The organism is Cupriavidus sp. CPT47-8839-RL05A (genome assembly GCF_058792255.1).
On the sequence record NZ_JBYTEG010000029.1, the window covers coordinates 13403 to 35138 of the forward strand.

Here is a 21736-nt window from a genome sequence, read left to right on the forward strand (position 1 = left end):
TGGCCTGCGCGCGCGGCCTCAGAGCAGCCCGAGCTGGCGTGCGATGGCCACCGCCTGGGTGCGGTTGCTGGCGTGCAGCTTGGCGCTGATATTGCGCAGGTGCGTGCGCACCGTGGTTTCGGACACGAACAGGCGCTCGGCCATGGCCACATTGGAATAGCCCTCGGCCAGCAGGTGCAGCACCTTCTGCTCCTTGGGCGTCAGCGGCTCCACCAGCGCGGCCGGCGCCGGCCGGCCGGCACCAGCGGCCTGCTCGCCCCCGGCCTGGCCGCAGGCCTGCAGCAGCTTTTCCACATAGGGGGCAGGCAGGCTGGCCGACTGGCGCGAGCAGGCATCGGCCACCAGCCTGCGCACATCGTCGCCCTCGTCGGTAAAGATGCGGACAAAGCCTTCGGCAGCGCCGAAACGCAGCGCCTCGCCCATCACCACCAGCGCGTGCGCGCCGTCGCCGGTGCGCTGGCACGCCTGCGCCAGCAGGATGCGCAGCTTGAGCGCGCGGCGCATCAGCTGGTTGCCGGCGGCAGCCGCCAGCTCGCGCTCGATGGCCTCGCGCACCGGCGTGCCCGGGCGCGCATACAGGTCCAGCCGCAGCCGGCCAAGGGTGATGTCCTCGACATCGCTGGCAAAGGAGCTGACCCCGGGCCGCGTGCGCCACAGCGCCGGATCGGCGGCGCGTTCGATCGCCTCCTGCGCCGCGTGGACATTGCCCTGGCGCAGTGCCAGCCGTGCGCGCTCCAGCATTGCCGCCATCACCAGCCGCGTCAGCCCGCGGTGGTGCCCCAGCGCTTCCAGTTGCGCCAGCCATTCATGCGCCTGGTCGGCTTCGCCGCGCTCGAAGGCAATGCGGGCCAGCACCGTGTGCCCGGTGATGATCTGGTCCGGCAGCCCGAGGTCGCGCGACAGCGGCAGGTAGACGTTGAGCAATCGGCTGGCGCGCTCGGAATCGCCGCTCTCGTACAGGCCTTCGGCCAGCAGGATGCCGGCCATGGCATTGCCGTTGGTGGGCCCGAAGCGGTTCGGCAGCATCGTGCTGGCGGCGATGCGGAACCGTGCCAGGGCCTGCTGCAGCCGCCCCTGGCGCAGGTCGATCAGCCCTTCGACCGATTCCGAGAAAATCTTGTTGAAATTGCTGTCCGAGCCGCGCACCGCGTGCCGCGCCACCTGCAGCAGCCGGCGTGCCTCCGGGTAGTCGCCGGCGACTGCAGCCAGGCGCGCCATCGACGTGCCCAGGATCGCATCGGGGAAGGCATAGCCCATCGGCAACGGCGGCAGCTCATTGCGGGCGAAGGCGCGCGCATCGTCGAAGCGGTCCATCATGTTCAGCAGCATGTGGCGCAGCGCGCGGATATGCGCCAGCAGGTCGCCGGCCGCGCCCTCGGTGGGGATCTGCTGCAGCAGGGCGATGGCTTCGGCCGGGCCGCGCGTGAACGACACCGCCCACACGCGCGCGATCTGCAGCTTGGGCCAGCGCGCCAGTTCTTCCGCCGGCACCGCCTCCAGCCAGCGCGTCAGCAGGCGCATGCGGCCCTGCGCCAGCAGGTCGTCCGCGGCGCCGTCCAGCAACGGCAGCGCGCGCGCCAGCGCACCGGCCGCGAAGGCATGCTCGATGGCGGGCACCGGGCGCCCCTGCGACTCATACCAGCGCGATGCCGACAGGTGCAGCTGCGGCACGGCGTCAGGCATGGCCTGCGCCAGCTGGCCGCGCAGGAAGCCGGAAAAGAGGCTGTGATAGCGGTACCACTGCTCCGATGCCGCACCGGAGCCACGCTCGCCATAGCGTTCGCTCTCCAGCGGCAGCAGGAACAGGTTGGCGCGCTCCAGCCAGGCCAGGATCTCGTCGCTGCTGCCAGCTGTCGCGGGCTCGCACACGGCGTCGCACAGCGGCCCGCACAACTGGTCCAGGATCGAGGTGCGCAGCAGGAAGTCGCGCACCGCCTCGGGCAGGTGCAGGAATACGTCTTCGACCAGGTAGTCGGCAATCGCCGCGTTGGAGCCGGAGAAGCCGGCGATAAAACCCTCTGGCTGGCTGCGCCGCTCCAGCGCGACCGACGCCAGCCACAAGGCAGTGGCCCAGCCCTCGGTACGCCGGTGCAGCGCGCTGATGGCCGCCTGCTCCAGCTTCAGCCCGCGCGCATGGCGCAGGAAGGATGCGGTTTCGCTGGCGGAAAAACGCAGCTGCGCGGGTTCGATCTCAAGCAGCTCGCCGCGCGCGCGCAGGCGGCCCAGGCCGGATTCCGGCACCCAGCGCGTGCCGATTACCACGCGGCAGCCGGGCGGCAGGCTTTCCACCAGTTGCCAGACCAGCCCGGTCACGGCGGCGTTCTGGATCGCTTCGAAATCATCGAGGAACAGCGTGAAGGCGCCGTTATGGCTGGCCAGGCGGTCGATCAGCGCGAGCGCCTGCTCGCCGGGATCCTGTGCCAGCGTCGCGTGCGCGGACCGGCCGGGGCCGCCGCCGCCCAGGCCCTGCGCGATGGCAGCTTCGACCGACCCCAGAAAGCGCGAGGCATCATTGTCCGACCGATCCAGCGTCAGCCAGGCGGTGCGCCCGCCCGCGGCCTCGAGGCGCGCGCGACACTGGAGCATGGCCGTGGTCTTGCCGAAGCCCGCCGGTGCACGCACCAGCACAAGCTTGACGAAACCGGCCGCGCACACGGCCTCGCAGATCGCCGCGCGCTCGACCTGGAACGGGGTCAGCAGCGGCGGACGCAGTTTGGCCGCCAGCGATGCGGCGCCGGCGGGCGGCGGCGCGCGCCGTCCGGTCTCCTCGATACTTGCCATTGGCTGTTGTCGTCTCCCGCACATCGCTGCCGTTGCAGGCCGCGCGATGCGCCCGCCCGCGCTGCGGATGCAGCCGGGCGGCCGTGGCTGTGATGTAACGGAGGATTATGACGTAAACCGCCGCACTCGCGAAAATGCGGGCGGCGGCAAGTGGCCTACACCAGCTTGCTGGCGTGGCCGGCCCAGTAGCGGTCGCGCAGCAGCCGCTTGAGCAGCTTGCCGGTCGGCAGGCGCGGCAGCTCCGACGCGAAGTCGACCGAGCGCGGGCACTTGATGGCCGACAGGTTGGCGCGGCAGAACGCGATCAGTTCCGCGGCCAGCTCGGGACCGGCCTGGCCCATGTCGGCCGGCTGCACCACGGCCTTGACCTCTTCGCCGAAGTCCTCGTTGGGCACGCCGATCACGGCCACGTCCATCACCTTGGGATGCGTCATCAGCAGGTTCTCGGCCTCCTGCGGGTAGATGTTGACGCCGCCCGAGATGATCATGTTGGCCTTGCGGTCGGTCAGGTACAGGTAGCCGTCCGCATCCACGTAGCCGACATCGCCGATGGTGCTCCAGTCAGGCTGCTGCGGGTGGCGCGACTCCGCGGTCTTGGCCTCGTCGTTGTGGTACGAAAAGTCGCGGCCTTCGGCAAAGTAGATCGTGCCCGATTCGCCCGGCGGCAGCAGCGCGCCGTCCGGCCCGCAGATGCGCAGCTTGCCGACCATGGCCCGGCCCACCGTGCCCTTGCGCTCCAGCCACTCCGGCGTGCTGACCACGGTCACGCCGTTGCCCTCCGTCCCGGCGTAGTACTCCCAGATCACCGGCCCCCACCACGCGATCATGGCTTCCTTGACCTGCACCGGGCACGGCGCGGCCGCGTGGATCGCCACGCGCAGCGACGACACGTCATAGGCCTGGCGTTGCGCCTCGGGCAGCTTGAGCATGCGCGAGAACATCGTCGGCACCAGCTGCGTATGCGTGATGCGGTGCTGCTGCACCAGCTGCAGGTAGTGCTCGGCATCGAAATGCTCCATCACCACCGCAGTCCCGCCCAGCGCCTGCACGGTCATGTTGTAGCGCAGCGGCGCCGCGTGGTACAGCGGCGCGGGCGACAGGTAGCGCGTCTCGGCATCGAAGCCATAGAGCCGCTGGCACAGGCTGGTCAGGGTCGTGGGATCGTCGATATTCGGGCTCGACGGCGGCGCATACACCCCCTTGGGCCGGCCCGTGGTGCCGGACGAATACAGCATGTCGCCGCCGGTCACTTCGTCATCGATGCGCGTTGCCGGGCAGCGCGCCAGCGCGGTCTCGTACGCGTCATAGGCCGGCACGGTGCCGTCCAGCATCAACCTGCCGCGCAAGGCCGGCGTCTGCCCGACCAGGGCAGCCGCAACCTCGGCCTGCGCGTGCGTGGTGACCAGCAGCCTGGCGCCGCTGTCATTGATGATGTGGGCGGCATCGGCCACGTTCAGCCGCGTGCTCAGGCAGACATAGACAATGCCGCTGCGCTGCGCGCCCCAGCACAGTTCGAACAGGCGCGGATGATTCTCGACCATGAACACCACGCGGTCACCGGGCTGCAGTCCCTGGCTGCGGAACAGGTGGGCGACCTGGTTCGAGCGTTCGTCCAGTTCACGGTAGGTGACGACTGCGCCGCTGCCACCCATGATGACGGCTGGCTTTTCGGGTGTGCGCTGCGCGTGGATGTGCGGATGCATGGCGTTGGACTCCTCGAGGGTGTCGGTGTGTTGGCGGATGCCGGTACCGCATTCTCGGAACCCCAGCCGGTTCAACCATCGTCGGAAGCGACGAAGCGGCACCGCCGCCGTTTTGCCGCAGTGCCGCAAAACAGGGCCGCGGGCGCGCCGGGACAGCTTCGTCCGATGCGACGATGCGCCACTAGGCGGCCTGGCAGGATGATGCCCGCCAGACTACCGCAATCACGCCTCACCCCCATTCCGAAGGAGCCAAGGTGGATTTCCAGTTCAGCGAAGAACAGTCGATGCTGCGCGACACGCTCGCGCGTTACCTGGCCGACCACTATGATTTCGAAGCCCGCCGCGCTGCCGTGCAGTCCGCCGCGGGCTGGCGCCCGGACTGCTGGCGCGCATTCGCCCGCGAGCTCGGCATTCTCGGCGCGGCCTACCCCGAGACGCTCGGTGGTGGCCTGGGCGGCGGCGCGGCCGAGCACATGATCGTGATGGAACAACTGGGCCGCCACCTGGCGCTGGAGCCCTACCTGGGCACCGTGGTGCTGGGCGGCGGCGCGCTGATGCACGGCAGCCCCGAGCTGGCCGCGCAGTGGGTGCCGGCCATCATCGGCGGCGAAGCCACCGCCGCCTGGGCCCACGCCGAACCCGCCAGCCGCTACTGCCGCCACGACGTGCAGGCCAGCGCCACGCGCCAGGGCAACGGCTACAAGCTGAGCGGGCACAAGCACGCCGTGGTCGGCGCGCCGTTCGCCACCCACCTGGTGGTCAGCGCCCGCACCTCCGGCGCGCGCCGCGACCGGGATGGCATCAGCCTGTTCTGGATTGCACGCGACACGCCGGGCGTAACGCTGCGCGAGTACCCGACCTTCGACGGCCTGCGTGCCGCCGAGGTGCTGCTCGACAACGTGCAGGTGCCGGCCAGCCAGCGCATCGGCGCCGAAGGCGAAGCCTTTGCCCTGATCGAACAGCTGTGCGACGAAGCCATGGTCGCGCTCTGCGCCGAAGCCAATGGCGCGATGGCGCGCATGCTGGCCGACACCATCGACTATGCGCGCCAGCGCAAGCAGTTCGGCGTGCCGATCGGCACCTTCCAGGTGCTGCAGCACCGCATGGCCGACATGTACATGCAGCTGGAGCAATCCGTGGCGCTGACCCAGGTGGCGGCGATGCAGGCGGCCGGCGCGCCGCAGGCACGCGCCCAGGCGGCGTGCGCGGCCAAGATCCAGGCCGGCCAGGCCGGTGCCTTTGTCGGCCAGGCGGCGGTGCAGATCCACGGCGGCATGGGCGTCACCGAAGAGCTGGCCGTGGGCCACTACTTCAAGCGCGTCACCGCGATCGACCTGCAGCTGGGCTCGGCCGAGCACCACCTGCGCCGCTACGCCGACCTGCTCTACCCCGCCCAGGCCGCGGCCTGAAGCCGGCATCCCCGAACCCAGACGAATACCCAGCGAGGCCCGTCGATGAATCTCGATTTCTCCCCGCAAGACCAGCAGTTCCGTGAAGACGTGCGCGCCTGGATCGCCCAGGCCTATGACGCCGACCTGCGCGCGATGATGACGCAGTCCAAGAACGGTTACCTCGACAAGGCCGCGCAGCTGCGCTGGCAGAAGGCGCTGCACGCGCGCGGCTGGGCCGCGCCGAACTGGCCGAAAGAATACGGCGGCCCGGGCTGGAGCTCGACCGAGCGCTTTATCTTCCAGTCGGAACTGGCCGCCGCCGGCTGCCCGCCAGTGTCGCCGATGGGCCTGAAGATGGTGGCGCCGGTGATCATGAAGTACGGCACGCCCGAACAGAAGCAGCGCTTCCTGCCGCCGATCCTGAGCTCGGACGTGTGGTGGTGCCAGGGCTATTCCGAACCCAACTCCGGCTCCGACCTGGCCTCGCTGCAGATGCGCGCCGACCACGGCACCGACAGCGACGGCGAGCACTACATCCTGAACGGCTCCAAGATCTGGACCACGCATGCGCAGTGGGCCGACTGGATGTTCTGCCTGGTGCGCACCAGCCGCGAATCGAAGCGCCAGGAAGGGATTTCGTTCCTGCTGCTCGACATGCATACCCCCGGCATCACGGTGTCGGCACTGCCGACGCTGGACGGCCCCATGACCGGGCAGCAGGAAGTGAACCAGGTCTTCTTCGAGAACGTGCGCGTGCCGGCAGCCAACCGCATCGGGGAGGAAGGCAAGGGCTGGACCTACGCCAAGTACCTGCTGGAGTTCGAGCGCGGCGGTACGTATAGCCCGATGCTGCGCAAGCAACTGTCGAAGATCGCGGAGATTGCGGCAGAGCAGCCTGCCGACGACGGTGGCCGCCTGCTGGACGATCCCGCCTTCCGCCGCAAGCTGGCGGCGCTGCACCTGCGTGCTGCCGCGCTGGAAGCGGTTGAGTTACGGGTGTTCTCAGGCGTGGAATCCGGAACCTCGATCGGGGCTGCGTCGAGCATGCTGAAGCTCACGGGCACCGAGGCCCTGCAGGCGGCCAGCGAACTTGCCGTGGAAGCTGCAGGCCCGGCGGCATTGCCGTTCGTGCAGGACACTTGGGCTCATTTGCAGGGACGCGAGGCCGCGCCGCGTGTCGGGCCTGAATATGCTGCCGTGCTCGCGCCGCGCTATTTCAACTATCGCAAGGCGTCGATTTACGGAGGGTCCAACGAGATCCAGCGCAATATCATTGCCAAGCTCGTGCTGGGGCTTTGAGCGTTCGTGTACCAGTGATGGTTTCAAGAGCAGCCGCCGTGTGCGGCTGCTTTTTTTGGGCCGGCGATATCGCATCAACGCCTTCGGCTGCGCTCCGCGCAAGCGCCCAATGACCGTCAGCGCATTTTGAGCCTGCGTAGCAGCCGTAGGCGTCCCCGCGATACGGCTGGCAGCAGGCGGCCTACGCCCTGGGGATCGTTCAATAGTGGGTTAACGCAGGCACTGTCCCTAACTCACATGGCGTAGCAGGGTCGAACGGCCAACCACGCGGAACGGAAACCACCACCGCGCGAACCACCAACACCGTGGAATTTATTGCCAGCCGCATAGGCGACGCGTTTTTTGGTTACTTTTTGTCGCTCGGACAAAAAGTGACTCGCCGGATACGCCGGCGAAACAGCCACGCTGCCAGAAGCCACAAACCGACCGCATTGCCCCCAGCTCACCAAAGGACTGAAAACCACTCCCTAGGGGTTCACCCTTAATTGACTGGTTACCTCTACGCTCATATATTTTTATGAACATATAGTTCATTTTTGAACACAACCAAGCAGATAGACCAAATGCCCCTCAAGATCGGAATCAACGGCGCCGGCATCGGCGGCCTCGCCGCAGCCATCGCACTGCGCAAGCTCGGCCTGGACGCAATCGTCTACGAACAAGCCCCCCGCTTCGCCCGCGTAGGCGCCGACATCAACCTGACCCCCAACGCCGTACGCGCGCTCGACGGGCTAGGCATCGGCGACGCCCTGCGCGAAACCGCCGCACGCCCCAGCCACCGCATCAGCCGCACGTGGGACACCGGCGAAGAAACTTCCCGCCTGCCGATGCAGGAAGACGCCGAGCGCCGCTACGGCGCTCCGCAGCTGACCATGCACCGCGCCGACCTGATGACCGCACTGGAAGCCGCCGTGCCGGCCGAATGCGTGCGCCTTGGCCACAAGGCCGTGGCCATCGAGCCGCATGCCGATGGCGCCACGCTGCGCTTCGCCAACGGTGCGCAGGAGCGCGTCGACGTGCTGGTCGGCGCCGACGGCATCCACTCGACCGTGCGCACCGCCCTGTTCGGCCAGGAAAGCCCGATCTTCACCGGCGTGGTGGCCTACCGCGCGGTCGTTCCCGCCGAGCGCCTCGCCGGCGTGCCCAACCTGGGCGCCTTCACCAAATGGTGGGGCCCCGACGCCGCCACGCAGATCGTCACCTTCCCGCTCAACCGCGGCCGCGACATCTTTATCTTCGCCACCGTCGCACAGGAAGCCTGGCGCCATGAGTCCTGGACCACGCCGGGCCGCGTGCAAGACCTGCGCAGCGCCTATGCCAGCTTCCACCCCGAGGCGCGCGCACTGCTCGATGCCTGCGACGAGGTGCTGATCTCCGCGCTGTACGTGCGCGACCCGCTGCCGGCATGGTGCGCCGGCCCGGTCACGCTGATGGGCGACGCCTGCCACCCGATGATGCCGTTCATGGCGCAGGGCGCCGGCATGGCGATTGAAGACGGCGTGGTGCTGGCGCGCTGCCTTGCCGATGCCGCACCCGGCGGTGCCGCAGGCGTGCCCGCCGCACTGGCACGCTACCAGGCCGCGCGCCTCGAACGCACCAGCCGCATCCAGATCGGCTCGCGCAGCAATGCCTGGCTGAAGGAAGGCGGCAATGCCGACTGGGTGTACGATTACGACGCCTGGAACGTCGCGCTCGGCTGAAGCCGCGCCGATCGTTTCCGCCAGCACGGCCGCCTGCGCGGCCGTTTTCCGTTGACTGCAGACACCACCATGCCCAAGTCCCGCCCACAACCTGACCTTGCCGACGATGGCGATACTGAAGACGCCCGCGAAGCCCAGCTGGTCTCGCCGGTGATCCGCGGCCTGCGCCTGCTGCGCTTCATCGCCGAGGGCGGCGCCACCGCCAACCTGAGCGAAGTGGGCCGGCGCATCGACGTGAACCGCGTCACCGTGATGCGGCTGCTGGATACGCTGGAGCATGAGGGCATGCTGGAACGCCTGCCGCAAGGCGGGCACCAGGTCGGCTTCAACTTCCTGAAGCTGGCCTCGCGCGTGCTGGCCAGCAATGACCTGACCAGCTTTGCCGCACGCGTGCTGGCCCGGCTGAGCGCGTCGCTGCAGCTATCGGCCTACCTGGCCGTGCGCGATGGCGGCGATGCACTCTACCTGCTGCGGCAGATGCCCGCGACCTCGCTGGTCAGCAATATCCAGGTGGGCAGCCGCGTGGCCGCACACCTGACCACGCCGGGGCGGATGCTGATTGCCGAGCTGCCGCCGGAGACGCTGCGCGAGCTGCTGGGACCCGATCCCCTGCCGACGGTCACCGGCCAGAGCCCGGCCACGCACGCGCGGCTGGCCGATATCCTTGCCGCCGACCGCGAACGCGGCTGCGCCTGGAGCTTTTCCGCCTATGAGCCGGGCATCGATTCCTGCGCGGCACCGGTGCGCGGCACCGACGGCGACGTGATCGCCGCCATCAGCGTGGCGGGACCGCAGCAGCGCTTTGACGCCGATGGCGCGCTGCGCGAGCGCGTGGCGAAGGAAGTCGGGCAGGCCGCGCGCGACCTGTCGGGCCTGATGGGATACCGCTCCGCCGCTACTCCGCGGTAATCCCGTACGCCTTGATCAGCTTCGCCCACGCCGCGGTTTCGTCGCGGATGCGCGCCTCGAGCGCCTGCGGCGTGCTGCCCACCGGCTCCATGCCCTGGCGCTGCAGCTCGGCGCGCACCGCGGGCGTGGCCAGCAGCGCGCGCACGTCGGCGCTGAGCGCATCGGCCGCCGGCTGCGGCGTGGCCCTGGGCACCAGCAGCGCATACCAGGAACTGACGTCGATGCCGGGCACGCCCTGCTCGGCCAGCGACGGCACGTTCGGCGCGGCCGGCGAGCGCCTGGGCTGCGTCACCGCCAGCGCGCGCAGCGCGCCGGACTGGATGAACGGCGCCAGCGCCGGCCACGTGCCGAACAGCATCGGCACCTGCCCGCCCACCACGTCGTTGAGCGCCTGCGTGATGCCTTTGTAGGGCACGTGCAGCAGCGTGATGCCGGCCTTGTTGCGGAACAGCTCGCCGGCCAGGTGCAGGCCGCTGCCGACGCCCGGGCTGGCGTAGCCCAGCGGCTTGCCGGACTTCTCTGCCTGCTGTGCCAGCCTGACCAGGTCCTGCACGGAATTCGCCTTCACTGACGGATGCACCGCCAGCACGTTGGGCGACCCCGCCAGCAGCGACACCGGCCGGAAATCACGCTCGACGTTGTAGCTCAGCGCCGGCATCAGCGTCGGGTTGATGGTCAGGTTGCCGGCCGGGGCCACCAGCAGCGTGCAGCCGTCGCCCGGTGCCCGCCGCACCGTGTCGATGCCGATATTGCCGTTGGCGCCAGGCTTGTTATCGACCACGAACGGCGTGCCGCGCCGCTGCTGCAGCCCGTGCGCCAGCGTGCGCGCGAGCTGGTCTGCCGGCCCGCCGGCCGGGAACGGCACCACGATGCGCACATTGGCGCAGCCGGCGGCTTGCGCCGCCTGCCACGGCACGCACGCCGCCAGCGCAGCGGCCAGCGCCGTGCCGGCCAGCCATTGCCGCCGGCGCGGCGGCCTGTTGTATGTCTTGCGTTGCTGCATATTGCTTCCCATTGGATGGCTGGCGGCGCGCGCTGCCGTCACGCGAACGGTTTCTGCACCTCCGGCCGGTAGTCGAGCAGGCTCGACAGCTCGGCCGCCGCCCGCCTGACCTGTTCCACCACGTTGTCGAGCTGGTCCGGATCGATACGCGAGGCCGGGATGGTCGCGCCCAGCGCCGCCACCACCTTGCCGCTGCGGTCGCGCACCGGCGCCGCGATGGTGGAGATGCTGGCCTCGAAGAACCCTTCATGCAGCACATAGCCGCGCTGGCGGTCGCGCTGGACCATGTCGTACAGCTCTTCGACGGTGCGCGGCGTGCTTTCGGAATACACCTCCAGGCGCTCCTCCGGATACAGCGCGCGCAGTTCCGCCAGCGACAGGTCCTCCAGCAGCACGCGGCCCAGCACGGTGGCGTGCGCCGGCAGCCGGGTGCCGACGTTGACCGTGCTGGCAAACGGGCGCGAGGCCACCGACTTGGCCACATAGACGATGGAGCGCCCGTCGCGCACCACCAGGTTGCACGGATAGTGGATCTCGTCGCGCAGCCGGTCCAGCAGCGGGCGGCCCAGCTCGGTCAGCTCCAGCGAGGCCAGGTAGTCAAAGCCCAGCCGCAGCACCGCCATGCCCAGGCGGAACTCGCGCCCGCCGTCGGTGCGCTCGACAAAACCCATCATTTCCAGCGTGGCCAGCAGCCGGAACACGGTCGAACGCGGCACCTTGAGCCGGCGCGCCAGCTCGGCCGCCGACAAGGTGCGCTCACGGCTGCTGAATTCGGCCAGCAGCCGCAGGCCGCGCTCCAGCCCCGGCACGATGTACTTGTCCTGGGCGCTCTCCGGGGCGCCCTCCTGGCCGCTTTCCTGCGTGTCTTCCTGCGGCGAATCGGTCGTCATGGTCTGTCTCTGCAATATTCGGTCTTGGCGTAACGCTCTCATATATCACGCCTGCACCCCGTAGGGTACCCGTATTGCCGGCAGACCCCGCCCTGGCCCCGCCTATGCCCCCGGGCGCAGGTAGTCGCGCAGCCAGGCCGCGCATTGCTCGCCCTGGGCGGCGGGCCACCGCACCACGATGGTCTCGTCGCGGCGGCGCAGCTCGACGCAGATATCCGACAGCGGCCCGCGCGCGGCCTCGCCGCGCCCGAACAGCCGCGAGAACAGCCCGCCGGCGGCGGGTGCGGGCGGCGCGGACCGCGTCGGCAGCACCGCATGGCCGTTGACCGCGGCAGCCGATGCAACCGCTGCCGCAGGTGCGGACTTCGCCGCCGGCTCGGGCACTGCCTGCGCCCCCTGCGCCCCCTGCGCCCCCTGCGCCCCCTGCGGCGACAGCCGCGCCAGCAGGTTGGCGCCGAACTCGTCCCACATGCGGTCGGCCTTGGTCTTCATCACGCTCAGGCCGAAAGTGCCCAGCCGGCCCAGCACGTCCACCTGCACCCTGATGCGCAGTTGCGTGCCGCCATCGTCCAGCGCGGTCAGGAAGAGCTCGCTCGACTGGCGCAGCGAGCTGGCCACCGAGGCGTCCTCGCCAGTGCCCTCGGTGCGCAGGTAATGCGGCGCGCGCGTCTCGACGATCTTCGTATGCAGCCGGAAGCGCGCGTTGATGAAGGCGATCTTGACCGCCATATGGGCGATGTACTCGACATCGCTCAGCACTTCGATCGATTCCATGCCGGGCACGCACGCGCCCATCACGTTGGGGTCGAGCAGCAGCTCCCACACGCGCGCCGGCGGCGCCGCGGTGACCAGGGTCTTTTCAATTTCCACGCATTTTCTCCGCGGCGGACAGGACCGATTCAACGATGCCGACATAGCCGGTGCAGCGGCACAGGTTGCCGTTCAGGCCGTGGCGGACTTCGTCTTCGGTCGGGTTGGGGTTGTTGGCAAGCAGTGCGCACGAGGCCATCAGGAAGCCCGGCGTGCAATAGCCGCACTGCAGCCCGCCGTTGTCCATGAAGCACTGCTGCAGCGGATGCAGCTGGCCATCAGCGGCCAGCCCCTCCACGGTCATCACATGGCGCCCGCGCGCCTGCACGGCGAGCATCAGGCAGGACTTGACCACCTCGCCGTCGACCAGCACCGAGCAGGCGCCACAGATGCCGGTCTCGCAGCCGCGCTTGGTGCCGGTCAGGTTCAGGTCGTCGCGCAGCAGGTCGGACAGCAGGCGCCGCGCCGGCACCTCCACCTGGTGTTCTTCGCCGTTGACGGTGAGTTCGATGCTGACTTGGTTCATGAAGACTCCTTACTCCGATGCCACGCCAAACAGCTCGGCAATGGTGCGGCGCGCGACTACCCGCACCATCTCGCGCCGGTAGCTTTCGGACCCGCGCATGTCCGAGACCGCGTTGATGTCCGCGGCGACAATGGCGGCCGTTTCCTCGGCCAGTTCCGCGGTGACGGCCTTGCCGGCCAGCAGCGCTTCGGCGCGGCGCAGCCGGGCCGGGATCGGCGTGGACGCGCCCACGGCCAGCCGTGCCTCGACGCAGAACGCGCCCTCGCGCCGCACCGCCAGTGCCACGCTGGCCAGCGGCCGGTGCTCGGCGGCGGTGCGCAGGAAACGCGCATAGCGGCCATCGGCGCCGGCACCCGGCGCCGGCACGCGGATCTGCGTGACGATCTCGTCCGGCGCCAGTGCCGTAACGTAGTAGTCGACCAGGAAGTCCTCGATATCGATCTCGCGCTCGCCGCCTCGGCCGCTGACCACGATCCGCGCGCCCAGCGCCATCAGGCAGCCCGGCGGATCGGTGGCGGGGTCGGCATAGCAGAGGTTGCCGCCGATGGTGCCCTGGTTGCGCACCTGCGGATTGGCCACGCGCGAGGCCATGCTGGCCAGCATCGGGTAGTGCGCCTGCACCAGCGGCGAGCGCGCCACCTCGGCATGCAGCGTCAGCGCGCCGATGCGCAGGCCCTCGCGCGCATCGAAGGTGATGCCGCGCAGCGCCTCGAGCCGGCCCAGCGAGACCAGGTGGCCAGGCGTCAGCATGCGCTGGCGCATGCCGAGCATCAGCGCGGTGCCGCCGGCAAGGATGCGGCAACTGTCGCCCAGGTCGGCCAGCATCTGGCTGGCCTCGGCCACGGTGGCCGGCTCAAGGAAGGCAAAGTCACGCATGGGCGGCCTCCTTCTGCTTCAGTTCGCGCAGGCCCGCCAGCACCTTCTCAGGCGTGATCGGCAGCGACTGGATGCGCACGCCCACGGCGTCGAAGACGGCATTGGCGATCGCCGCCGCGCCCGGCAGGATCGCGGTTTCGCTGGCGCCCTTGGCGCCATAGGGGCCGTTGGGGTCGTTCGATTCCACCACGTCGGTGCGCAGCATCGGCACCGCGTCGGCGGTCGGCATGGTGTAGTCGGCAAAGTTGCCGTTCATCAGGCGGCCATCCTCGTATTGCAGGTTCTCGTACAGGGTCCAGCCGATCGCCTGCACGGTCGCGCCGTGGGTCTGGCCGTGCACGGCGAGCGGGTTGATGGCCTTGCCGCAGTCGTCGGCGACAAAGCTGTCGGTCACGGTGACCTGGCCGGTGCCGGTGTCGACTTCCACTTCCACCGCCTGTGCCGCGAAGGAGTGCGCGGGCGCGACGTTGCCGTAGTAGTCGGCGTCGTGCATCACCGTGGGCGCGTCATAGGTGGCGCGCACGTGGATGCCCTCGCCGCCGTGGCGGAAGATATGCAGCCGCGCGATCTCCGCCAGCGTGGCGGACTTGTCGGGCTGGCCCGGCGCGGCGATGCGGCCATCGGCAATCTCCAGTTGTTCCGCGTCCACGCCAAGCTTCTCCGCCGCGAGGGCCAGCAGCTTCTGGCGCGCCTCGCGCGCGGCACGCAGCACCGCGTTGCCGGCAATGATGGTCACGCGCGACGCCAGCGAGCCCAGGCAGAACGGCGCGGTATCGGTATCCGGCGCCATCACGGTGACGTGCGACAGCGGGATGCCCAACTCCTGCGCGCAGATCTGGCTGAGCATGGTGTTGGCGCCCTGCCCCATGTCGCACTCGCTGGTCTGCAGCATCGCGCGCCCGTCCTCGTTGACCTTGAGCAGGATGGTCGAGCCGTCCCAGTTGCCCAGCGTGCGGTTGCCGCTGACGTGCATGGCCGCGGCAATGCCCACGCCGCGCCGGCGCGTGCCGGTGCCGCGCGGGGCGGCGCGCTTCTCGTCCCAGCCGATGGCCTTGCGGGTCATGTCCAGGCACTCGGCCATGCCGGTGCTGCTGATCTTCCAGCCATGCACGCTGGTCTCGCCGGCGCCGATCGCATTGCGCTTGTGCACCTCCACCGGGTCCATGCCGAGCATGCCGGCCAGCACGGTCAGGTGGCAGTTCAGCGGAAACTGCATCTGCTGCCCGCCAAAGCCGCGGAAGGCGCCGCGCGGCGGGTTGTTGGTATAGGCCATGACCGCATGCGAGCGCACGTTCTGCACGCGGTGCATGTTGTCGCTGCGCATGGCGGTGACGTGCATCACATCACCGGCAAGCCCGGAGTAGGCGCCGCATTCGGCCGTGATGCGCACATCCTTGGCCAGGATCACGCCGTCTGCGGACAGCCCCATGCGCAGCCACACTTTCATCGGCACGCTGGCGCGCGCGCCCTGGAAGTCTTCCAGCCGGTTGTTGACCAGCCGCACCGGGCGCTCCAGCCGGCTGGCCAGGAAGGCGCAGATCAGGCTGTTGTTCTCCTCGACGATCTTGGCGCCGAAGCCGCCGCCGGTGGTGGCCTGCACCACGCGGATGGTCGAGACCGGCCGGTCCAGCGCCTCGGCCAGCCGCGCGCGCGCCAGGAACACCGACTGGGTCGAGGCCCACAGCGTGAGCCGCCCGTTGCCGTCCTGCGCCGCCACCGAGGCCATCGGCTCAAGGTAGCCCGGGTACTGCGAGTGCATGTCGTAGGTGGCCTCATACACCGCCGCGCAGGCTTCGAACGCGGCATCCACGTCGCCCCGCACGATGTGCATCTCATGGCCGATATTGCGCGTGCCGGCATGGATCTCGGGCGCGCCATCGGCCAGCGCCGCTTCCGGCGTCAGCAGCGCGGGCAGCGCCTCGTACTCGATGCGGACCAGGTCCAGCGCATCGCGCGCGATCTCCTCGCTGACCGCCACCACCGCGGCCACTTCCTCGCCGACGTGGCGCACCATGCCGCAGGCCAGGATGCGCTGCTCCTTGCGGTGCGGGCCCCAGTTGCGGGTGGGCACATCGTGCCCGGTCACCACCAGCTTGACGCCGGCCAGCGCCTTCGCCGCGGCGGTGTCGATGCGCACGATGCGCGCATGCGGGTGCGGGCTGCGCAGCACCTTGGCGTGCAGCATGCCGGGCAACTTGATGTCGCCGGCATACTGCGCGCGCCCCATGACCTTTTCCCGCGCGGTCACCTGCGGCGTGGAGCTTCCCACGATGGCCTTGCTCATGCCGGCCTCCTGCTTGTCTGGTTGCATGAATGCGATGCGGTGCCCTGCGTCATTCCGCCGTGATCGCGAGGTCGCGGATCACCTTGCCCAGCCGCTCGTAATCGGCCGCGTTGACCTTTTCCAGCGCGGCCGGGGCGCCGCCCACCGGGCTGGCGCCGAAGGTGGCCATCTTCTCGGTCACGTCGGGCAGGCGCAGCACGTCGTTGAGCTGCTGGTTCAGCACCTTGACCACCTCGGGCGGCGTGCCCCTGGGCGCCATCACGCCATGCCAGGCGCCGACCACCACGTCCTTGTAGCCAAGCTCGGCCAGCGTCGGCACGTTGGGCAGCAGCGGCGAGCGCTTTGCGTCCGTGATCGCCAGCGGGATCAGCCGGCCGGTGTTGATGTACTGCGCCACCGGGCCCAGCGTGACGTAGGCAAAGTTCACGTGCCCCGCCACCACGTCGTTGACTGCCGGCGCCACGCCCTTGTACGGCACGTGCTGGATCTTCACGCCCGCGGCGCGGTTCAGCATCTCGCCGGCGATATGCATTGGCGAACCCGCGCCCGGGCTGCCATAGGTCAGCGTCTTGCCGCCCCTGGCCGCGGCAATCATCTCGCCGACGGTCTTGATGCCGGCCTGCGGGTTGGCCACCAGCAGGACCGCCTGCACCGCGGTCTGGATCACGGGGGTGAAGCCGTGCAGCGGGTCATAGCTGGCCGACGGCGCCAGCTTGAGCACCATCGGCGCCAGCGTGAAAGGGTTGGGCGTGTACAGCAGCGTGTAGCCGTCCGCCGGCGCGCGGCTGACGAAGCTGGCGCCGACCACGCCGCCGGCACCGGGGCGGTTCTCGACGATGACCGGCTGCTTCAGGCGCGCCGACAGCTTGTCGGCATAGAGCCGGGCCATGGCGTCGGTGTCGCCGCCGGGCGGATAGGCCACGACCATGGTCACGGTCTTGGCCGGATACGCGGCGGTGGCCAGCGCGCTGCCCGCGGCAAGCGCGAGCGCGGCCATGGCAGTGGCGGCAAGGAAAAGGCGGCGGGGGCGTTCGTGTCTCATCAACAGCTCCTGTGGGGGCGCATTCGCGGTTGGAGTGGGCTGTTGTGCGCACCGCGAAAACAGGGTTGGCTCGGGTTACAACACTTTCGGTTGTTTTATTAGTAAACCTCGTGTTCACATCCGGAACATTTACTATCCTATGTCGCCAATATTGACAACTCAACTTACGTTAAACCCCAATTGACTTGGCTGACTTTTCTGAATTTTTTCGCATGGCGCGAAAGCGACCCCCGGTGGCGGAATTGGCGAGCGCCTGTGAGACAATCGGGCCCGCCAACCGGCCCGAACTCCGCGGCCGGCAGAACCTGACCAAGAGGAACGCATGCCCCGTGACGCCGCGCCCGCCAACGGCCAGCCCGCGCCAGACACCGACAACACCAGCCCGTGGACCGACCTCGACGAGGCCGGCAGCGGCCTGACCGTCGACAATTTCCTGACCACGATGCTGAGCCAGCTGGTCACCGCGCTGCGCAGCACGGTGACCAAGCCCTATGCGGAACAGTTCGGCCTGACCGTGCCGGAGTGGCGCATCCTGGCGCTGCTGGCGCACGCGCGCGAACTGCCGTTTGCCGAGCTGGTGACCCAGTCGACCTCGGACAAGGCGCTGGTGAGCCGCACGCTGCGGCTGCTGGAGGATCGGGGATTGGTGCGGCTGACCTCAGCCGGCAACACGCCGCGCAAGAAGCTGATCTGCGCGATCAGTGAAGCCGGTGCCGCGCTGCACGACCAAGTGATGCCGCTGGCGCGGCGGGGGCAGGCGCAGGTGATCCGGCAGTTGTCGCCGGAGGAGCGGGAAGCGGTTTACCAGGGGCTGCGCAAGCTGTTGCGCACGCAGGAATAAAGAAAAAGGGCCGCACCCGGATCGCGGGGCGGCCCGAAGGGAACGGGACGAGCACGCCCGTTCAGACCTCCAGTTCTTCCAGCACCCGCCCCTTGGTCTCGATGCCAAGGAAATGCACGGTGACAGCCGCCAGCGCCGGCACCACGGCCAGCGCGAAGAAGGCGACGCTGAGGTTGCCGCTGCCAATGGTGCTGGCGATCAGGCCAGGCGCGAAGATCGCCGCCAGCTTCAGCCACGCCCCACCCAGCCCGCACCCCATCGCCCGCACGCTGGTCGGATACAGCTCCGGCGTATAGACATAGGCGGTGATAAAGCCGCTGGCCAGGAACCCCATCGCCAGCGCGCAGAAAGTAGCGACCACGTACACGTCCGAAGCGTGGAACACCCCCGCCAGCACCAGCGACAGCGCGCACAGCAGGAACGACACATTGATCACCGGCTTGCGGCCCACCTTGTCGACGATCATCGCGCACACCAGCGAACCGACCACGCCCAGCACCGAGGCACCGGCGGCAAGGTTCAGCGCCAGCTGCAGCGGCGCGTGGTAGACGGTCTTGTAGACCGTGGGCAGCCACGTCGACAGCCCGTACTGGATAAAGCCGCAGGTCGCCCACAACATCCATACCGCCAGCGTGCGGCCGAGGTAGGCCTTGCTGACCAGGTCACGCACGCGCCGGCGCGGGTGCTGGGTCATGCGGTCGTAGCTGCCGGCATTGACCGGCGGAGGCAGCGGACCCTTGGCGCGCGCCTCGAACGCACGCAGTGCGGCATCGGCGTCTTCAAGACGGCCTTTCTCCGCCAGCCAGCGCGGCGATTCCGGGATCACGCGGCGCAGGATGAAGAACAGCACCAGCGGCACGCCGCCGATGAAGTACATCACCTCCCAGCCGTAGTGCGGCACCAGCCAGGCGCCAACGCCGTTGGACACCATCAGGCCGATCGGGAACACCACCTCGTACAGCAGCACGAAGCGCCCACGGCCATGCGCGCGCGTGACTTCGTTGATATAGGTGGCGGCCACCGGCAGCTCACCGCCAAGGCCGAGGCCCTGCACGATGCGAAGCAGCAAGAATATCTCGAACGACGGCGCAAAGCCGCAGGCAATACTCATCAGGCCGATGATGCCCGCGCTCCAGCCGATCGAGCGCAGCCGGCCGAAACGCTCGGCCAGGCCCGGGAACAACAGCGCCCCGACCAGTTGGCCGACTGACGGCGCCGCGATCAGGAAGCCGATCTGGCCCGGCGTCAGCGACCACTGCGCGATCAGCAGCGGCAGCGTTGCGGCAATGGCGATGACGTCGAAGCCATCGAAGAAGGTGGCCAGGCCGATCAGCAGCCGGGCGCGGATATGCATGGCGTTGCCCGGCATGCGCTCGATGCGGGCAACGATATTGCCGCGCGTGAGCGGGCCGCTGCGGGCCGCCGCCGCGCTCTGGCCGGCGCTGTCGGCCGTGGTCACGATACCTGCGGTGGCGGCCACCGGTGCGCCGGGGGACGCTGCGTCTTGTCTCTGGGTCAGCACGGGATTTCTCGGTTTGATTCTGGGGCGGCCCGGCATGCGGGAAGATTGCTCCTCTCTCCGGCTTGCGGGAGAGGGGCCGGGGGTGAGGGGCGGCGGTTCTGGTAGCGTGGTGCCTTGCCAAACCACCCCTCACCCTGCCCTCTCCCCATGAGGGGAGAGGGGAACACCATCGGTGTCCAAAGGCTGTGCGGCAGGATTACAGGTCGAGCACCAGCTTGCTGCCCTTGCACCCCGACACGCACACCATCATGGTCTTGTTGCTGGCGCGCTCGCTGTTGCTGAGCACGCTGTCGCGATGGTCGGGGCAGCCTTCCAGCACCGCGGTCTCGCACGAGCCGCACACGCCTTCGCGGCAGCTGTAGTCCATCTGCACGCCGGCATCGAGCAGCGCGTCCAGCAGCGACTTGCCGGACGGCACCTTGACGGTGGTGCCGGTGCGCGACAGCGACACGGTGTACTCGCCCTCCTGCACCGCCTCGGTCGAGGGGTCGGCGGCAAAGCGCTCGATATGCACGTTCGGGTAGCCATGCGCTTCGCAGGCAGCCTCGAACGCCTTCAGCATCGGACCGGGGCCGCAGCAGTAGAAGTGCGTCTGCACCTCCTGGCCGGCCAGCATCGCGTTCAGGTCCGGCGGCACGCCGGCCTCGTCGTCGAAGTGAAAGCGCACGGCATCGCCATGGGCCGACAGCTGTTCGACGAATGCGGCCTCGGCACGCGAACGGGCGCAGTAGATCAGCGTGAACGACCTGCCCAGCTCGGCCAGGCGGCGCGCCATGCAGACGATCGGCGTGACGCCGATGCCGCCGGCGACCAGCACGGTGTGCGCGGCGCTTTCGTCCAGCTCGAAGTTGTTGCGCGGCGCCCCCACGGTCAGCGTGGCGCCCACGCGCAGCTGCTCATGCACGTAGCGCGAACCGCCGCGGCTGCCGCGGTCCAGCAGCACGCCGACGGTGTAGCGCTGGCGCGCTTCGGGCGCGCCGCACAGCGAGTAGCTGCGCACCAGGCCGTTGCCCAGGTGCAGGTCGATATGGGCGCCCGGGCTGTACTCGGGCAGGGTCTTCCCTTCGGGATCTTGCAGTTCGATGCTGACCACGCCGCGCGCTTCATAGCGCATGGCGTGGACGCGCAGGGTCAGGGACTGGTGGGCACTCATTGCTGCTTCCTTCGATTGCTGCTGACTTACCGCTTCTCGGTCAGGAACTTGCCTGCCGGTCCGCCCGCGTTCTTCTGGCGGCGGGTGTTGCCGTCGATGCCGCCTTCGATCGCCCATTCGGCGAACATGGTCGGACCCGGCTCGAAAGCGCGCGGCTCCCAGTGTTCGTCCAGCTGGTCTTCGTCGGCGTAGTACTCGATCAGGCCGCCGGCCGGGTTCTTGAAGTACCAGAAGTAGGCCGACGAGATCGGGTGCCGGCCCGGGCCGAGCTGCGTATCCCAGCCCTTGCGCGAGACATGCATGCCGCCACCGAAGACTTCGTGGATGTCGCGCACGGTGAAGGCAACGTGGTTCAGGCCGCTCTTGGGTTCCGGCAGCTGCAGCAGGAACAGGTCGTGGTGGCCGCCTTCGGGCGTGCAGCGCAGGAAGGCGCCGCGGTCCGGGTAGCGGTCCGACGGCACGAAGCCGAACTTCTCGACATAGAAGCGCTCCGTGGCCTTGACGTCCTTGACGAAGAACACCACGTGGCCCACTTCGATCGGGGTGGCATGGTCGTAGATCGGGCTGCGCTGGTTCAGGCGCGGCTTGTCGTTCCACGTGTTCATCAGCGCGCATTCGACCTGCACGTCATGCTTGCGGGTGACCTGGAAACGCACGGCCAGGCCGTTCGGGTCGGTGCAGCCCACGCGCAGTGTATCGCCCTCGCCTTGCTTCACGAAGCCCGGTGCATCAGCGATTGCCTTGGCGAGCTGGTCCAGCGACGCTTGCGACTCCACGCCCCACACCACTTCGCGCAGCGTCGGACCGGCCTCGATCGCGGGCGGCAGCGTGGCATCGTCGATGCGGCGCACCAGCACGCGGCAGCCGTTCAGCGTTTCAAAATCCAGGCCCTGCGCATCGTCGCGCTTGATGGCCAGGCCCCAGTCGGTGAAAAAGCCACGGCAGGCGTCAAAGTCATCCGCGCCGTAGACGATCTCGTCGATCCCCAATACCTTGATCATTGCTT

The 21736-nt window shown here is 68.9% G+C and carries 17 protein-coding genes; 5 read left to right on the forward strand and 12 right to left on the reverse strand.

The genetic code is table 11. The annotated features are described in order from the left end of the window. Window positions 1-18: 18 nt before the first annotated feature. Both AC3WVS_RS28015 and AC3WVS_RS28020 read right to left on the reverse strand, forming a co-directional pair. Window positions 19-2781, reverse strand: coding sequence for a winged helix-turn-helix domain-containing protein (locus tag AC3WVS_RS28015; protein WP_492321238.1), 2763 nt, complete (start codon window positions 2779-2781; stop codon window positions 19-21). A gap of 155 nt (window positions 2782-2936) precedes the next feature. Next, complete coding sequence (locus tag AC3WVS_RS28020) at window positions 2937-4484, reverse strand: AMP-binding protein (protein WP_492321239.1); 1548 nt, start codon at window positions 4482-4484, stop codon at window positions 2937-2939. 254 nt (window positions 4485-4738) lie between these two features. Here AC3WVS_RS28020 and AC3WVS_RS28025 point away from each other — a divergent pair, with 254 nt between their 5' ends. The 4 genes from AC3WVS_RS28025 to AC3WVS_RS28040 all read left to right on the forward strand — a co-directional run bounded on the left by AC3WVS_RS28025 (window position 4739) and on the right by AC3WVS_RS28040 (window position 9783). After that, window positions 4739-5893 carry an acyl-CoA dehydrogenase family protein gene (locus AC3WVS_RS28025; RefSeq protein WP_492321240.1) on the forward strand — a complete coding sequence of 385 codons (1155 nt, stop codon included), beginning with the start codon at window positions 4739-4741 and terminating at the stop codon, window positions 5891-5893. Between the two features lie 45 nt (window positions 5894-5938). Further along, window positions 5939-7174, forward strand: a complete 1236-nt coding sequence (locus AC3WVS_RS28030; protein ID WP_492321241.1) for an acyl-CoA dehydrogenase family protein — start codon at window positions 5939-5941, stop codon at window positions 7172-7174. Between the two features lie 563 nt (window positions 7175-7737). After that, a complete protein-coding gene (locus tag AC3WVS_RS28035) occupies window positions 7738-8874 on the forward strand; it encodes an FAD-dependent monooxygenase (protein WP_492321242.1) in 1137 nt (378 codons plus the stop codon). 69 nt (window positions 8875-8943) lie between these two features. Beyond that, entirely contained in the window at window positions 8944-9783 is an 840-nt protein-coding gene (locus AC3WVS_RS28040; protein WP_492321243.1) for an IclR family transcriptional regulator, read from the forward strand. Here AC3WVS_RS28040 and AC3WVS_RS28045 read toward each other — a convergent pair. The 7 genes from AC3WVS_RS28045 to AC3WVS_RS28075 form a co-directional block, all read right to left on the reverse strand. Continuing rightward, complete coding sequence (locus AC3WVS_RS28045; protein WP_492321244.1) at window positions 9770-10786, reverse strand: tripartite tricarboxylate transporter substrate binding protein; 1017 nt, start codon at window positions 10784-10786, stop codon at window positions 9770-9772. The genes AC3WVS_RS28040 and AC3WVS_RS28045 overlap by 14 nt on opposite strands. A 38-nt stretch (window positions 10787-10824) precedes the next feature. After that, window positions 10825-11676 carry an IclR family transcriptional regulator gene (locus AC3WVS_RS28050; protein WP_492321245.1) on the reverse strand — a complete coding sequence of 284 codons (852 nt, stop codon included), beginning with the start codon at window positions 11674-11676 and terminating at the stop codon, window positions 10825-10827. A 102-nt stretch (window positions 11677-11778) separates the two neighbouring features. Continuing rightward, the gene (locus AC3WVS_RS28055) at window positions 11779-12546 is read right to left on the reverse strand and encodes an SRPBCC family protein (protein ID WP_492321246.1); all 768 of its coding nucleotides are present in this window, start codon (window positions 12544-12546) and stop codon (window positions 11779-11781) included. Further along, window positions 12536-13012, reverse strand: a complete 477-nt coding sequence (locus tag AC3WVS_RS28060) for a (2Fe-2S)-binding protein (protein ID WP_010811673.1) — start codon at window positions 13010-13012, stop codon at window positions 12536-12538. The genes AC3WVS_RS28055 and AC3WVS_RS28060 overlap by 11 nt, the downstream gene beginning before the upstream one ends. A 9-nt stretch (window positions 13013-13021) precedes the next feature. Continuing rightward, entirely contained in the window at window positions 13022-13888 is an 867-nt protein-coding gene (locus AC3WVS_RS28065; protein ID WP_492321247.1) for an FAD binding domain-containing protein, read from the reverse strand. Further along, window positions 13881-16172, reverse strand: coding sequence for a xanthine dehydrogenase family protein molybdopterin-binding subunit (locus AC3WVS_RS28070; protein ID WP_492321248.1), 2292 nt, complete (start codon window positions 16170-16172; stop codon window positions 13881-13883). The genes AC3WVS_RS28065 and AC3WVS_RS28070 overlap by 8 nt, the downstream gene beginning before the upstream one ends. A gap of 49 nt (window positions 16173-16221) precedes the next feature. Continuing rightward, window positions 16222-17214 carry a Bug family tripartite tricarboxylate transporter substrate binding protein gene (locus tag AC3WVS_RS28075; RefSeq protein ID WP_492321249.1) on the reverse strand — a complete coding sequence of 331 codons (993 nt, stop codon included), beginning with the start codon at window positions 17212-17214 and terminating at the stop codon, window positions 16222-16224. A gap of 322 nt (window positions 17215-17536) precedes the next feature. Between AC3WVS_RS28075 and AC3WVS_RS28080 the strand changes: the two genes are divergently transcribed. Beyond that, window positions 17537-18055, forward strand: coding sequence for a MarR family winged helix-turn-helix transcriptional regulator (locus AC3WVS_RS28080; RefSeq protein ID WP_010811677.1), 519 nt, complete (start codon window positions 17537-17539; stop codon window positions 18053-18055). A 61-nt stretch (window positions 18056-18116) separates the two neighbouring features. Here the strand turns inward: AC3WVS_RS28080 and AC3WVS_RS28085 are convergent, their stop codons facing one another. The 3 genes from AC3WVS_RS28085 to AC3WVS_RS28095 all read right to left on the reverse strand — a co-directional run bounded on the left by AC3WVS_RS28085 (window position 18117) and on the right by AC3WVS_RS28095 (window position 21731). After that, window positions 18117-19424 (reverse strand): MFS transporter, encoded by a 1308-nt coding sequence (locus AC3WVS_RS28085; RefSeq protein ID WP_492321287.1) that lies wholly within the window; start codon window positions 19422-19424, stop codon window positions 18117-18119. A 349-nt stretch (window positions 19425-19773) separates the two neighbouring features. After that, window positions 19774-20730, reverse strand: a complete 957-nt coding sequence (locus tag AC3WVS_RS28090; protein WP_492321250.1) for a PDR/VanB family oxidoreductase — start codon at window positions 20728-20730, stop codon at window positions 19774-19776. Between the two features lie 26 nt (window positions 20731-20756). After that, window positions 20757-21731, reverse strand: coding sequence for a VOC family protein (locus AC3WVS_RS28095; protein ID WP_011616780.1), 975 nt, complete (start codon window positions 21729-21731; stop codon window positions 20757-20759). Window positions 21732-21736: the final 5 nt, after the last annotated feature.

Excerpts from the sequence above, each read along its gene's own strand:
- AC3WVS_RS28070 (WP_492321248.1), bottom strand. The coding sequence starts at position 16,172 with ATGAGCAAGGCCATCGTGGGAAGCTCCACGCCGCAGGTGACCGCGCGG.
- AC3WVS_RS28020 (WP_492321239.1), bottom strand. The coding sequence starts at position 4,484 with ATGCATCCGCACATCCACGCGCAGCGCACACCCGAAAAGCCAGCCGTC.
- AC3WVS_RS28080 (WP_010811677.1), top strand. The coding sequence starts at position 17,537 with ATGCCCCGTGACGCCGCGCCCGCCAACGGCCAGCCCGCGCCAGACACC.
- AC3WVS_RS28060 (WP_010811673.1), bottom strand. The coding sequence starts at position 13,012 with ATGAACCAAGTCAGCATCGAACTCACCGTCAACGGCGAAGAACACCAG.
- AC3WVS_RS28085 (WP_492321287.1), bottom strand. The coding sequence starts at position 19,424 with ATGCCGGGCAACGCCATGCATATCCGCGCCCGGCTGCTGATCGGCCTG.
- AC3WVS_RS28050 (WP_492321245.1), bottom strand. The coding sequence starts at position 11,676 with ATGACGACCGATTCGCCGCAGGAAGACACGCAGGAAAGCGGCCAGGAG.
- AC3WVS_RS28035 (WP_492321242.1), top strand. The coding sequence starts at position 7,738 with ATGCCCCTCAAGATCGGAATCAACGGCGCCGGCATCGGCGGCCTCGCC.
- AC3WVS_RS28075 (WP_492321249.1), bottom strand. The coding sequence starts at position 17,214 with ATGAGACACGAACGCCCCCGCCGCCTTTTCCTTGCCGCCACTGCCATG.
- AC3WVS_RS28045 (WP_492321244.1), bottom strand. The coding sequence starts at position 10,786 with ATGCAGCAACGCAAGACATACAACAGGCCGCCGCGCCGGCGGCAATGG.
- AC3WVS_RS28095 (WP_011616780.1), bottom strand. The coding sequence starts at position 21,731 with ATGATCAAGGTATTGGGGATCGACGAGATCGTCTACGGCGCGGATGAC.
- AC3WVS_RS28015 (WP_492321238.1), bottom strand. The coding sequence starts at position 2,781 with ATGGCAAGTATCGAGGAGACCGGACGGCGCGCGCCGCCGCCCGCCGGC.
- AC3WVS_RS28030 (WP_492321241.1), top strand. The coding sequence starts at position 5,939 with ATGAATCTCGATTTCTCCCCGCAAGACCAGCAGTTCCGTGAAGACGTG.
- AC3WVS_RS28090 (WP_492321250.1), bottom strand. The coding sequence starts at position 20,730 with ATGAGTGCCCACCAGTCCCTGACCCTGCGCGTCCACGCCATGCGCTAT.
- AC3WVS_RS28065 (WP_492321247.1), bottom strand. The coding sequence starts at position 13,888 with ATGCGTGACTTTGCCTTCCTTGAGCCGGCCACCGTGGCCGAGGCCAGC.
- AC3WVS_RS28040 (WP_492321243.1), top strand. The coding sequence starts at position 8,944 with ATGCCCAAGTCCCGCCCACAACCTGACCTTGCCGACGATGGCGATACT.